The following is a 12,599-nucleotide window of genomic DNA, read 5'->3' as shown; positions in this document are numbered from 1 at the left end:
CCCACCACCCTGCCCCGGCGCGCGAACCCGGTCTCCCTCCCGGAGGCAAACCTTTCGGCAGAGCGGGCTTACCGTCGAGGTCCGGCCGTACGGTGAAGGCATGTTCTTCGAACCCCCGCCACCCCACGAAGAATCGCCCCGCGAACCCGAACCTCGCTTTCCGGCCTGGGCCGCCCCACCGGCGGGCGAGATGGGCGCGGTGCTGGTCAGCGGGCTGACCCTGGCCCGCACCCCGAACGTCGCCGTCACCGTGCCGGCGATCCAGGCCTTCACCACCGGCTGCCTGATCAACGTGGACCTCGCCACCCGGCGGCGGACCCTGTCCCCCGACGACTTCCAGGCACTCCAGCTGGCGGCGTTCCCCCACATGATCACCGGGGTGAAGTCCGACCAGCCGCTGCCGGACCAGCTGCTGCGCTTCGGCGTGCGCTTCGCCGGCGGCGCCAAGGCCACCACCGTCGGACAGCGCCTGGACAGGACCCGGCTCCCGCAGGAGCCGCCGCCGGGCCCGCGGCTGTCCCTGCTGCTCCCCGGCATGTCCATGCGCAGCGGTGACGACGACGCGGGCGTCATGACGTGGGGGCTGTGGTTGTGGCCGTCGCCTCCGCCAGAGCCGTTCGAACTCGCCGTGGAGTGGCCCGCCGGCGGGATCGAGCTGAGCCTCGCCGAACTCGACGGCGCGGCCATCGCGGCCGCCGCCCGCCAGGCGGTCCCGTACTGGCCGGAGTCCCCGCAGGGCGGGTAGCTCCGTGCCCGGCGGCTCTACGGGAGGTCGAAGGGGGCCGGGGCGTGGCCTTCCCAGATGCGGCGGGAGGCCTCCTCGGGGTAGGGCGTGGTCTGCGACTCGGTGTTCAGGACGCGGGTGAGCCGCCCGCCGGGCCGGTAGGCGGACCATCCCGCGTCGCCGGTGGTGACGAACCGGACCCAGATCTCCTGGAACTCGCGGGAGAGCGCGACGGCCTCGGGGGTGGGCTCGTCGCCGATGAGCTGCACGCCGACGGGGCTGTCCAGCGTGCCGAACGCCAGGGGGACGTCCAGGCTGTGGCAGGCGCCCAGGGCGCCGCCGAGCGCCGGGGCGGTCCAGCACAGCTCGAACAGGTACGAAGTACCGCCTGCCGCGGCGTTCGCCTCGGCGAGCTGCTGTGACGGCATGCGGAAGAGGGCGTCGGAGTACACCGCCTCCACCAGCTCCTCCGCCCCCGCCTGCGGGAACGCGGCACGGTAGGCCCGCGCGCCGTCCGGCTGGGGGGCGAGCAGGTCCAGGGCGTCGCGGGCGTCCTGCTCGGTGAAGGTGCCCCGCCGTCCGCTCATGACGCTGAACAGCCGGAACTCGTCCCGGGCGTGGCCGACGAGCAGTTCGATCCCGCTCGCGCGCGCGCCGGTCAGCGCGGGCCAGGGCGTTTCCGGGAGGACCTCGCCGTCGACGACGGGGCACAGGGCGGTGCCGGTCTCGGTGAGCCGTCCCCAGCTCTCCCGGTGCGCTTGCAGGCCGGCGTTGAACGAGGTGAGCTCCGCGGCCAGGTGCCAGGGGTCGAGGTCGCGCCAGGCCGCGGCGGTGGGGGCCGCCACGCCGAGCCGGTCCGCGAACGCGGCGGTGACCTGCCGCGCCAGCGCGGGGGTGCTGTGCAGCCCCGGCACCGAGTGGGCCATGGCCCGCCGGAACAGGCCGCGCGCCGCCTTCATGGTGAGGAGGGCGGCGACCGATCCCGCCCCGGCGGACACCCCGGCCACGGTGACCCGGCCGGGGTCGCCTCCGAAGGCGGCGATGTTGCGCTGCACCCACTCCAGCGCCGCGATCTGGTCGAGGAACCCGCGGTTGGGCGGCGCGTCGTCGAGGAACGCGAAGCCCTCGGCGCCCACGCGGCAGTTGATGGTCACCACGACGACGCCCGCCTCGGCGAGCGCCGCCGGGTCGAACATCGGGTCGCTCGACGCCGCCGAGAGGTAGCCGCCCACCGGGATCCACACCAGCACCGGCAGTCCTGCCGCGCCCGGGTCCGGAGTGCCGACGTTGAGCGTCAGCCAGTCCGTGCCCTGCGGCGGGCCCACGTCGATCGGCAGGGACAGCGGCACCACGGGGCCGAACTCCGTCGCCTGCCTCGTCCCCTCCCAGCGGTGCGGCGGGGCGGGCGCGGCGAACCGGAGTGCTCCCACCGGTGGCTGCGCGTACGGGATGCCGCGGAACACCGCGTGCCCCTGCCGCCAGAGCCCCTGCACGGCACCTTCCGTGGTCCGCACCCTTGGCTGTTCGGACATGACGCTTCCTTCCCTCGAATGGGCCTACAGGATTATGGGTCAGGTGTATTATGTCAATTGTATTGAAACCGGAGGGGTGCCGGCGATGCCGAAACAGGTGGATCACCGCGGACGTCGCGAGACGATCGCCCGCGCGCTGTGGCGGGTGGTGGAGCAGCGCGGCGTCACGCAGCTGACGATGCGCGTGGTGGCGCAGGAGGCGGGCATGTCCCTCGGGCAGCTGCAGCACTACTTCGCCTCCCGGGCCGCCATGCTCTCCTTCGCCATGGACTTCGCCTCCGAGCAGACCTCGCTGCGCGTCGGCCAGGGCCTCGAGAAGCTGGGCGACCGTCCGCACCCGCGGGACGTGCTGCGGCTGACGCTCGCGGAGATGCTCCCCCTGCACGCCGACGCCCGCGCGACCAGCCGGATGAGCGCCGCCTACGTCCTGGAGGCGCTGCACGACGAGGCCGTCCACGAGCAGGCGCGCCATGGCCTCGTCCAGGGGCGTGCGCTCGTCGAGCGGCTGGTCCGGCAGGCGATCGCCGACGGGCACCTCGACTCCGATCGCGACCCGGCGACCGAGACCAACCTGCTCCTCGCCCTCACCGGCTTCACCCCCCTGATCGAGCTGAACGTGATCGAGCCCCGGGACGCGCTCGCCGCGATCGACCTGCATCTGGACAGGCTGTTCAGCAGGAACGATCGACGGACATGAGGGGGTTGCTACATCTGTAGCGAGCGAGTGCTACAAATGTAGTCATGACGGACGCCATCACCCGGCCCGGCCGGTGCACCCTGTGCGAGGCGATGTGCGCGCTGCGCGTCACCACGTCCGGCGGGCGGGTCCTCGACATCCGCGGCGACGAGGACGATCCGCTGTCGGCGGGGCACATCTGCCCCAAGGCACTCGCCCTGGCCGACCTCCAGGAGGACCCCGACAGGCTGCGCTCGCCCGTCCGGCGCACCGCGGACGGCTGGCGGGACATCTCCTGGGAGGAGGCGTTCGACCTGGTCGCGGCGGAGCTCGCGCGGATCCGGCGACGGCACGGCGCGGACGCGGTCGCGGTCTATCTCGGCAACCCGGTCACCCACAGCCTCGGCGCCATGACCCACGCCCCGGCGTTCGCGAGCCTGCTCGGCACGCGTAACCGGTTCTCCGCGAGCTCGGTCGACCAGCTGCCGCACCAGGTGGTGTCCCGGCTGCTGTACGGCAACCAGTGGCTGCTCCCGGTCCCCGACGTGGACCGCACCGCGTACTTCCTGGTCTTCGGGGCGAACCCGGCCGTCTCCAACGGCAGCCTGATGACGGCGCCTGGCATGGGCCGCAGGATCCGGGCGCTGCTGGCACGGGGCGGCAAGATGGTGCTGTTCGACCCGCGCAGGACCGAGACGGCCAGGCTCGGGGCCGAGCACCACTTCGTCCGGCCGGGCACCGACGCCGCGCTGATCCTCGGCCTGGTACGGGTCATCCTGGAGGAAGGGCCGGCCAGGCCCGCCCCGTACGTGGACGGGCTCGGCGAGGTCCGCGACGTCCTCGAGCCCTTCACGCCCGAACGGGTCGAGGCCGCCACCGGGGTGGAGCCCGGCACGGTGACGCGGGTGGCCAGGGAGTTCGCCGCCGCGCCGGCCGCCGCCTGCTACGGCAGGATGGGCGTGTCCACGCAGCGGTTCGGCACGCTGTGCCAGTGGGGCATCCAGCTGCTCAACATCGTCACCGGCAACCTCGACCGCCCCGGCGGGACGATGTTCACCCGGCCGGCCGTCGACCCGATCAGGACCAGGCAGATCGACCCCGGGCACCAGGGCAGGTGGCGCAGCCGGGTACGCGGCCTGCCCGAGTTCGGCGGCGAGCTGCCCGTCGCGGCGCTCGCGGAGGAGATCCGCACGCCCGGGGCCGGCCAGGTGCGCGGCCTGGTCACGGTGGCGGGCAATCCCGTGCTGTCCACGCCCGCCGGGCCCGCCCTGGACGAGGCGCTGGCCGGGCTGGACTTCATGGTGTCCGTCGACTTCTACGTCAACGAGACGACGCGGCACGCCGACGTGATCCTCCCGCCGGCGGCGCCGCTCGAACGCGACCACTACGACCTGGTCTTCCACCTGCTCGCCGTCCGCGACACCGCCCGCTACGTGCCGGCCGTGCTCCCGAAGCCGCCCGGCGCCCGCCACGACTGGGAGATCTTCCGCGAGCTGGCCCGCAGGTACGGCCGGCCGGCGCGGTCCCGCGCGTGGCGTGCGGCTCTCATGGTGCGGATGCGGCCGGAGCGCATCGTGGACCTGGGCCTGCGCACCGGCCCGTACCGGCTGTCGCTGGCCCGGCTGCGGCGCCTGCCACACGGCGCGGACCTCGGCGAGCTACGGCCCAGCCTGCCCGGGCGGCTGCAGACCCCGCGCCGGCGCGTCCGCGCAGCCCCCTCGGCCCTGCTGGCGGCGGCCGGGGACGCGGCCGCCCAGCTGCTGCGGCCCGCCGGGGACGCGGTCACGGAGCCGCCGCGGCCCACCGAGGACGCGGTCACGGAGCCGCCGCGGCCGGCCGAGGCGGGCACCCTGCTCCTGATCGGGCGCAGGCACCTGCGGAACAACAACTCGTGGATGCACAACTCCAGCCGGCTGGTGAAGGGACGGCCCCGCCACCACCTCCTGATGAACCCCGGGGACATGGCGGCTCGCGGGCTGGGCGAGGGCGGCCTGGTGACCGTGCGCTCACCCGCGGGCGAGCTGACGGTGGAGGCGAGCGCCACCCCCGACCTCATGCCGGGCACGGTGAGCCTGCCGCACGGGTACGGCCATGATCTCCCGGGGGTCCGGTTGTCGGTCGCCCGCCGGGTGCGCGGCTCCAGCGTCAACGCGCTCACCGACCCCCGCCTCCTCGACCAGGTCAGCGGTACGGCGGTGCTCAACGGGGTACCGGTCACCGTGGAGCGATGCCGGTGAGCACCCGCAGCCGGCGGGCGGCGGACGCCGCCATCGAGGTGATCGCCGAGCAGGGCCTGCGGGGTCTGACCCACCGCGCCGTCGACACGCGCGCCGGCTTGCCGCCGGGCAGCACGAGCAGCTGCTTCCGCACCCGGCGCGCGCTGCTCGAAGGGGTGCTGCAACGCATGCTGGAGCTGGACGAGCTGCCGCTCACCCGGCTCCCGCCCGATGCCTGGAGCACCAGGGAGCGGGCCACGGCCACGATCGTCGGCCTGCTGGAGCACTGGCTGGGCGCGGCCAGGACGAGGACGCGCGCCAGGATGCAGCTCTACCTCGACGCCGGGGACGGCGCCCTGCTGCGGGCGGAGCTCGACGCGGCCGGCCAGGGGTTCGTCCGGATGGCCGCGGACGGCATGCGCGCCGCGGGGGTGCCGGACGCCGGCTACGCGGCACGCATGCTGGTGGCGCAGCTGGACGGCGTGCTCTTCGACGCCCTGGCCCGCCCCTGGCCCGAGGCGGATGGCGGCGCGTGGCTGAGGCACGCCGCCGAGACGATCATGCGTGGCGTCCCGTCCACCCGCCAATAGCACCGGATCACGGGTTTGGATCGTCGTTGGACGGTCATTTCCAAGCTTCCTTGGGCGGGATCTCATGCCGCCGTGGCCCGTACCTGCGGCCGGGACGGCCATCCTGAGGACGGGTCGGCATCCACCATGCGAACCGGAGGACAGACAGATGTCCAGAAGCCTGATCCGCACCCATCCCTTCCTCGCGCTGGCCGCGTGCGGCGTCCTGTGCGCCGGGACGGCGGCTCTCGGGCCGGCGCCGGTCACGGCGGAGGCGGCCGAGGTCATCGACTGCGTGCAGTCGAGCGGCGGGCTGGACCTGACCGTGGTCACCGAGAAGGATCGCGAGGCCGCGTGCGCCACCGGGGTGAAGGTGGGCGACGCGTACCGCGCGAAGGGCTTCGCCGAGGGGCCCGTCAGCGTGAACGTCGACGGCGCCGAATGGAGCTGCCGGCTCATCCGGGGCGGCCCTGACGACTTCCCCGACTGCACCAACGGGATGGAACAGGTCCACCTGAGCTCGTGACGGCCGGGAGGACGTTGCCGTCGTGGTCCGGGTTCCCGCTGATCAGCCGCTGGAGGAGCTCCGGGCGGGCACGTCGTTGACCGGGCTCCGGGCGCCCTGCCCGGTCAGGACCCGTACGGCCTCCTCCGCGGCGATGCGCCGCACCGCTGAGACGGCCTGCTCGGAGTAGTAGGCGGCATGCGGGGTGACGATCACGTTGGGCAGCGAGAACAGCGGGTTGCGCGGGCGCCAGTCGCGCTGCTTCGCGGGCTCCTCCTCCAGGTCGTCCAGCGCCGCGCCGGCGATCCACCCCTCGGCGAGCGCCTGGTGGAGCGCCGCGTCCTCCACAATGGGGCCGCGGGCGGTGTTGACCAGGACGGCGGTCGGCTTCATCCTGCGCAACGTCGTGCGGTCGAAGAGGTGGCGGGTGCCGGGGGTGAGCGGCGCCTGGATCACGAGGTAGTCGGCGCCTGCCACGAGCTCGTCGAAGGACACCGGCCGCACGTGGCGCGCTCGCAGCTCCGCGTCGTCGAGGAACGGGTCGTGCGCCCAGACCTCGACGCCGAACGCTCTGGCGCGTTCGGCGATGAGCTGCGCGATGGAGCCGAACGACAGCAGGCCGAACACCCGTCCGCGCAGCCGCCAGATGGGCTCGCCGCTCTGCCACTGCCATTCGCCCCGCCGGGTCGCCTGGTCGTAGGCGCAGATCTTGCGGGCGGCGGCCAGCCAGAGCGCGACGGCGTGGTCGGCGACCTCCTCGGCGCACCAGTCGTTCGGCGCGTTGGTGACCTGGATGCCCCGCCGGGTCGCGGCGTCGACGTCGACGATGTCCACGCCCGTGCCGTAGCGGGCGATCACCCGGCAGCGGGTGAACGCGTCGATGGCGCGGGCGCCGACGCGGGCGTACTGGGTCAGGACGCCGACGGCGTCCCGGCCCCGCGCGATCACCTCGTCCTCGCTCTTGCACTGCGCGGCGAGCAGCTCGAATCCGGCGCCCTCGATGATCGCGCGTTCGATGTCCACGTCGCCGAAGTCGGAGTCGGCGATCATGATGGTGCCTCTGGCGTCAGTGCGAGTCACGGGGAATCCCCTTGGTGTGGACGAGGTCCTGGTAGGACAGGGCGAGCTCCAGGCAGCCTCCGCTGTCGAGCTGGCCGACCGTGGCGCGGTAGATCTCCTGCCACGGGGTCTGGTTCTCGAACACGGGCGGGGTGTAGCCGGCCCACCGCGCGGCGATCTCGTCCTCCGTCAGCAGGACGTCGACGCGCGCGTTCTCGAGGTCGATGCGGATGCGGTCGCCGGTACGCAGGATGGCGAGGTTGCCGCCGGCGGCGGCCTCGGGGCTGGCGTTGAGGATGGACGGCGCGTCGGAGGTGCCGCTCTGGCGGCCGTCACCGAGCGTGGGCAGCGTGGTGACGCCCTGCCGGATCAGCGCGGCGGGCACCTCCATGTTCACGACCTCGGCCGATCCCGGGTAGCCGATCGGCCCGGTGTAGCGGATGACGAGGATGCAGCCCTCGTCCACGCCCAGGGCGGGATCCTGGATGCGGGCGTGGTAGTCCTCGGGCCCGTCGAAGACGATGGCGCGATAGTCGGACACCGCGGGGAAGCCGTCGGCGAGGACCGAGGTCTTCATGACCGCGGAGTCGAACAGGTTGCCCGTCATGACGGTGAGCCCGCCACGCGGGGCGAGAGGCTCGTCGAGGGGGCGGATGACCGCCGGGTCGGCGGGCGGGGCGTCGGCCAGGTTCTCGGCCACGCTACGGCCGGAGACGGTCACGGCCTCGCCGTGCAGGCGTCCCGCTGCGAGCAGCAGCCGCATCAGGGCGGGGACGCCGCCCGCGCGGTAGAAGTCCTCGCCGAGGAACTCACCGGCGGGGGCGACGTTCGCCAGCACCGGGACGTCGGCTCCGGCGCGTGCCCAGTCCTGGATGGACAGCGGCACCCCGGCGTGCCGCGCGATGGCGTTGATGTGGATGGGCACGTTGGTGGAGGCGGCGATGGCCGAGGCGACCACGATCGCGTTCTCGAACGCCTCCCAGGTCATGATCTTGCGCGGGGTGAGGTCCTCGCGTACGAGGTCGACCACGCGGTGGCCCGTGTCGTAGGCCATCTGCGCCCGCCGGCGGTAGGGGGCCGGGATCGCCGCGCACCCCGGCAGGGACATGCCCAGCGCCTCGGCGAGGCTGTTCATCGACAGCGCGGTGCCCATCGTGTTGCAGTGGCCGATGCTGGGCGCGGAGGCGCACACGCGTGCCATGAACTCGTCGTAGTCGATCTCCCCGGCGGCCAGCAGCCGCTTCGACTGCCAGATCACCAGCCCCGAGCCGGACGCCGCCACCCGCTTGCCCTGGTGGTAGCCGTTGAGCATCGGCCCGCCGGACAGGACGATCGCCGGGATGTTCACCGTCGCGGCCGCGGCCAGGCACGCGGGCGTGGTCTTGTCGCAGCCCGTCGTCAGGACGACCCCGTCGAGCGGATAGCCGTAGAGCACCTCGACCAGCCCGAGATAGGCGAGGTTGCGATCCAGCGCGGCGGTCGGCCGCTTGCCGGTCTCCTGCAGCGGGTGGACGGGGAACTCGAACGGGATGCCGCCGTTGTCGCGGATCCCGTCCCTGACCCGGTCGGCGAGGGCGAGGTGGTGGCGGTTGCAGGGGACGAGGTCGCTGCCCGTCTGGGCGATGCCGATGATCGGCCGGCCGGACCGGAGCTCCGCCGGGGTGAGCCCGAAGTTGAGGAAGCGTTCGAGATACAGCGCGGTCATCTCCGGGTTGCCCGCGTTGTCCCACCACGCCTGGCTGCGCAGGCCGCCGGTTTCCTGCATCACGAACCCTCGCATGGTGCCCCCGAATGTCCCCCGCGTCCGGCGGCGCGGAGAACGCCGCGAACATGCCCAGCTCTACCCTGCCGCTCCCGGCGTTTAACCGGATCAAGCCAGGCCGGGATGTTGCACAATGGGATCGGCACGCCGGCGAACCCAGGGAGGGGCGATGCGGCCGCTGGTCATCGCCTTGGTGGCGGTCCTGCTGGCGGGCGGCTGTTCGACGCCGAGGCGGGAGAAGATCACGGTCGCGTGCGGGGCGGGCGAGCCGTGGTGCGCGATGATGGTCAAGCGGTTCTCCGACGCCACCGGGGTGGAGGCCGACTTCGTGCGGCTGTCGAGCGGGCAGGCGCTGGAGCGGATCAAGGAGGCCGGGGCGCGGCAGGAGTTCGACGTCTGGCACGGAGGGCCGGCCGACTCCTACGTGGCCGCGAAGGCTCAGGGGCTGCTGGCGCCGTACGAATCAGGCAAGGCCGGCGAGATCCGGCCGGGATGGGCCGACCCGGACCACACCTGGAGCGGCGTCTACGCCGGCGTGCTGGCCTTCTGCAACAACACCAGGGAGCTGGCGAAGCGGGGCCTGCGGCCGATCCGGTCCTGGCGGGACCTGCTGGACGAGCGGCTGCGCGGCGGGGTCGCCCTCGCCCATCCGGCCACCTCGGGCACCGCCTACACCGCCCTGTGGACCCAGGTGGAGCTGAGCGGCGGCGACCAGGACGCGGCGCTCGCCTACCTGCGCGCCCTGCACGCGAACGTGCCGGAGTACAGCTCGTCCGGCGGCGCGGCCGCCGTGCGGGCGGCCAAGCGGGAGGCGGCGGTCGGCGTGGTCTTCTCCCATGACTGCGTCGCCGCCCAGGAGCAGGGCTATCCGGACCTGGAGGTGACCTTCCCGCAGGAGGGCACCGGCTACGAGCTGGGCGGCCTGGCCGTGCTGGCCGGGGCGCACGACCCGGACAGCGCCCGCAGGTACGTCGACTGGGCGCTGAGCGGAGCGGCCCAGCGGCTGGGCCCGCTGGTGAAGTTCTACGCCCTGCCCACCAACACCGGCGTGCCCGCGCACTCCAAGGCGGCCGACCCGGCGGCGGTCAAGCTGGTCCCCTACGACGTGGAGGTCGCCGGGAACGCCAAGCGGGCGCTCGTCGACAGGTTCAGCAGGGAGATCGCCGCGCCCTAGGAGCAGCCCTCGAACTGCGGGACGGCGATCACCGACAGGTCGATGCCCGACCGGCCGAACCACTTGTCCAGCAACATGTGCGCCGTGCCGTCCTGGTACATCCGCGTGATGGCCCGGTTGAGCTCCTCGCAACCGCCGACGTCGCCCTTGCGCACCCCGATCGACGTGCGCTGCTCGTTGAAGGTCGCGCCGACCAGGTGCAGGTCCACGCCCGGCCTGGTGAGCAGCCCCGCCAGGATCTGGCTGTTGGTGGAGATGGCGTCGATCTCGCCCTTCTCGATCATCTCCAGGCAGGTGTCGTAGTCGGGCACCTCGACGGCGATCGCCTTGACCCCGCGCTCTTCGATGATGCGCTGGGCGATGTTCGTGCCGCGCACCAGGCAGATCTTGCGGTTCTCCAGGTCGCGGACGTCGCGGACGGTGTTCTTGTCGGCCGGCCGTACCGCGATGTCCTGGAAGTCGAGGTGGTACGGGCCGGCGAAGTCGATCACCTTCTTGCGCTCCGGGGTGACCGACATGTGGGCGAAGACGAGGTCGGCGCGCCCGTCGGTGAGCACGGTGAGCTGGTCGCCCGCCTTGATCTCCAGCCAGCGGATGCGCTTGCCCAGCCGGGAGAGGAGATCCTCGGCCACGTCGATGTTGAAGCCGGCGTAGGCGCCGTCCTGCCCCCTGAAACTGATCAGCGGGACGTCGGAGCGGATGGCGACGACGACCTCGTCCTTGTCCACGAGGGATTCCTGCCGTGCCGTGCCGCAGGCGGTGAGCAGAGCGGCGAGCAGGACGATCGGCAAGAGCGGCAGTCTTCTCACCGGTACTCCCGCAGTCGCGGCCAGATGCCGGCCAGGATGAGCAGCGCGCCGGTGGCCAGCGCGGCGGGGATCCACCGCCACAACGTCTCCAGGGCTCCGTCACCTCTGTCGATGGCGCGCTCGAAGCCCGACTCGTACCGTCTGATCAGCTGCTCCAGCACCTGGTCGTACCCCTCGTAGGCGGTGCTGAGCTCGCCGTCCCAGAACTTGATCGCCTTCTCGCCCGACATCGTCCGCATCTCCGCGTCTGCCTGCTGGAACTGCTGGTAGGCGACGAAGAGCCGCCCCCGCTCCCGGCCCGGCAGGCCGCCGAGCAGGCCCTGGAAGTTCACCTGCAGCCTGCTCTGGTAGTCGCGCAGGCTGGTGGAGTCGACGGCGGCGACCGTCATGGACTTCTCCAGGAAGGTGTGCTCGTAGGTGTCCCTGCGGAAGCGGTCGAGCAGGTAGCGGCTCTGGTCGCCGTGCATGCTCCTGCTGATCGCCCGGGCCCTGGTCAGGGTGAGCACCGAGTCGAACCCCAGGCGCTTGGCCTCCTCCAGCGCCTCGCCCTGCCGGTTGAGCAGGGCCGTGCCGGTCACCAGGCCGGCCGTGGTGAGCACGGTGGCGACCACCAGGGCCGGGGCGAGGATCCGGCGGAACCTGCGGGTCAGGTAGGTCTGCAGGGCCAGCAGGCAGGCCACGGCGAGCAGCCCGGTGACGACGACCGCGACGCGCGCGAGCGAGGTGGCCGCGCGCTCGGCGGCGTGCGCGCGCCTGACGATCGTCCCGGTCTCCAGGGTCAGGTTGTACGCCTGCGGCAGCAGCTCGCGGTGCATGAGGTCGGTGGCCTGCTGGTAGGCGCCGACCACGGCGTCAGGAGGCGACCCCGCGGTGTGCCCGGACTGCGCGTCCAGCAGCCGGGCCTGGGCCGCCAGCCGCTCGTAGCGGCCCAGCCCCTCGATCAGCGACTCGACCGTGCGCTGCTCGGAGGGGTCGTCCAGGGCCAGCCGGTAGGCCTTGAGCAGGGTCTCGGAGGTCTCCAGCCGCCGCTGGTCGTAGGTGGTCAGGTCGGCCTGCTGCTGCGGGCCGTACTCCCTGCCCAGCAGCAGGGTCTCGGCCAGCAGCGCGTCCATCTCCGACATCTGCCGGTACAGGCCCGTGGTCGCGAGGACCTGGGGGCCGGCGTCGTGGCCGATGGTGCGCAGGCCGGAGCCCGTACTCGCCGCGCCGGCCAGAATCGCGGCCAGCAGCAGCGCCAGCGTCAGCAGCGACAGCCCGGCCAGCGTGCGCACCCGCCGGGAGACCGACCGCACGCGCCGGACCGCGGGCGCCGCCGTCACCGTCATGACCTGACCCGGCGGGGAACACCTGGATCATGGGCGTGCACCGCGCCTCCCGGGATCGCCTGCGGCTGGAATTCGAGCATGGCCGCGGGCTCGGTAGATCCGCAAGCCCGGGCCGGGCCGCGGTATGGAGATCGGGCTGCCGCCTTGGTCCGCGCTGGGCGTTCCGCCGTACGGCTGCGCGCCGGTGACCACGACATCCCCCTCCGAGGCGGCAGGGTATTGGATCACGGCCAAAAGACACGGGGCCG

11 protein-coding genes are annotated in these 12,599 nt (G+C 72.9%); 6 read left to right on the top strand and 5 right to left on the bottom strand.

Going from position 1 to position 12,599, the window contains the following annotated elements:
* Positions 1-100: 100 nt before the first annotated feature.
* Positions 101-745 (top strand): hypothetical protein, encoded by a 645-nt coding sequence (locus HD593_RS22170; RefSeq protein ID WP_185104044.1) that lies wholly within the window; start codon positions 101-103, stop codon positions 743-745.
* 17 nt (positions 746-762) lie between these two features.
* Here the strand turns inward: HD593_RS22170 and HD593_RS22165 are convergent, their stop codons facing one another.
* Positions 763-2,256 carry a carboxylesterase/lipase family protein gene (locus tag HD593_RS22165; protein ID WP_185104043.1) on the bottom strand — a complete coding sequence of 498 codons (1,494 nt, stop codon included), beginning with the start codon at positions 2,254-2,256 and terminating at the stop codon, positions 763-765.
* 85 nt (positions 2,257-2,341) lie between these two features.
* Here HD593_RS22165 and HD593_RS22160 point away from each other — a divergent pair, with 85 nt between their 5' ends.
* The 4 genes from HD593_RS22160 (at position 2,342) to HD593_RS22145 (ending at position 6,243) form a co-directional block, all read left to right on the top strand.
* On the top strand, positions 2,342-2,953 hold the full coding sequence (locus tag HD593_RS22160; RefSeq protein WP_185104042.1) for a TetR/AcrR family transcriptional regulator: 612 nt from the start codon (positions 2,342-2,344) through the stop codon (positions 2,951-2,953).
* Between the two features lie 44 nt (positions 2,954-2,997).
* On the top strand, positions 2,998-5,169 hold the full coding sequence (locus tag HD593_RS22155; protein WP_185104041.1) for a molybdopterin-dependent oxidoreductase: 2,172 nt from the start codon (positions 2,998-3,000) through the stop codon (positions 5,167-5,169).
* Positions 5,166-5,738, top strand: a complete 573-nt coding sequence (locus HD593_RS22150; RefSeq protein ID WP_312903614.1) for a TetR/AcrR family transcriptional regulator — start codon at positions 5,166-5,168, stop codon at positions 5,736-5,738. The genes HD593_RS22155 and HD593_RS22150 overlap by 4 nt, the downstream gene beginning before the upstream one ends.
* Positions 5,739-5,886: 148 nt before the next feature.
* The gene (locus HD593_RS22145) at positions 5,887-6,243 is read left to right on the top strand and encodes a hypothetical protein (protein ID WP_185104039.1); all 357 of its coding nucleotides are present in this window, start codon (positions 5,887-5,889) and stop codon (positions 6,241-6,243) included.
* 42 nt (positions 6,244-6,285) lie between these two features.
* Here HD593_RS22145 and HD593_RS22140 read toward each other — a convergent pair whose 3' ends face one another.
* Complete coding sequence (locus HD593_RS22140; protein WP_185104038.1) at positions 6,286-7,302, bottom strand: C-terminal binding protein; 1,017 nt, start codon at positions 7,300-7,302, stop codon at positions 6,286-6,288.
* On the bottom strand, positions 7,289-9,046 hold the full coding sequence (locus HD593_RS22135) for an IlvD/Edd family dehydratase (RefSeq protein ID WP_185112034.1): 1,758 nt from the start codon (positions 9,044-9,046) through the stop codon (positions 7,289-7,291). Before HD593_RS22135 ends, HD593_RS22140 begins: the two co-directional genes overlap by 14 nt.
* 166 nt (positions 9,047-9,212) lie before the next feature.
* Here HD593_RS22135 and HD593_RS22130 point away from each other — a divergent pair, with 166 nt between their 5' ends.
* The gene (locus HD593_RS22130; protein WP_185104037.1) at positions 9,213-10,217 is read left to right on the top strand and encodes an ABC transporter substrate-binding protein; all 1,005 of its coding nucleotides are present in this window, start codon (positions 9,213-9,215) and stop codon (positions 10,215-10,217) included.
* On the opposite strand, the gene HD593_RS22125 is transcribed toward HD593_RS22130, so the two are convergent.
* Positions 10,214-11,026: a substrate-binding periplasmic protein gene (locus tag HD593_RS22125; protein ID WP_185104036.1), complete on the bottom strand. Its 813-nt coding sequence runs from the start codon at positions 11,024-11,026 to the stop codon at positions 10,214-10,216. The genes HD593_RS22130 and HD593_RS22125 overlap by 4 nt on opposite strands.
* Positions 11,023-12,351 carry a hypothetical protein gene (locus HD593_RS22120; protein ID WP_185104035.1) on the bottom strand — a complete coding sequence of 443 codons (1,329 nt, stop codon included), beginning with the start codon at positions 12,349-12,351 and terminating at the stop codon, positions 11,023-11,025. Before HD593_RS22120 ends, HD593_RS22125 begins: the two co-directional genes overlap by 4 nt.
* Between the last annotated feature and the right edge of the window lie 248 nt (positions 12,352-12,599).

The sequence above is a fragment of the Nonomuraea rubra genome, assembly GCF_014207985.1.
Taxonomy (GTDB): domain Bacteria; phylum Actinomycetota; class Actinomycetes; order Streptosporangiales; family Streptosporangiaceae; genus Nonomuraea; species Nonomuraea rubra.
Note: the sequence above shows the minus strand (reverse complement) of the source record. Positions and strands in the feature narration are given on the sequence as shown.

Coding starts and splice junctions, on each gene's coding strand:
- HD593_RS22170 (WP_185104044.1), top strand. CDS start 101: ATGTTCTTCGAACCCCCGCCACCCCACGAAGAATCGCCCCGCGAACCC.
- HD593_RS22165 (WP_185104043.1), bottom strand. CDS start 2,256: ATGTCCGAACAGCCAAGGGTGCGGACCACGGAAGGTGCCGTGCAGGGG.
- HD593_RS22160 (WP_185104042.1), top strand. CDS start 2,342: ATGCCGAAACAGGTGGATCACCGCGGACGTCGCGAGACGATCGCCCGC.
- HD593_RS22155 (WP_185104041.1), top strand. CDS start 2,998: ATGACGGACGCCATCACCCGGCCCGGCCGGTGCACCCTGTGCGAGGCG.
- HD593_RS22145 (WP_185104039.1), top strand. CDS start 5,887: ATGTCCAGAAGCCTGATCCGCACCCATCCCTTCCTCGCGCTGGCCGCG.
- HD593_RS22135 (WP_185112034.1), bottom strand. CDS start 9,046: ATGCAGGAAACCGGCGGCCTGCGCAGCCAGGCGTGGTGGGACAACGCG.
- HD593_RS22130 (WP_185104037.1), top strand. CDS start 9,213: ATGCGGCCGCTGGTCATCGCCTTGGTGGCGGTCCTGCTGGCGGGCGGC.
- HD593_RS22120 (WP_185104035.1), bottom strand. CDS start 12,351: ATGACGGTGACGGCGGCGCCCGCGGTCCGGCGCGTGCGGTCGGTCTCC.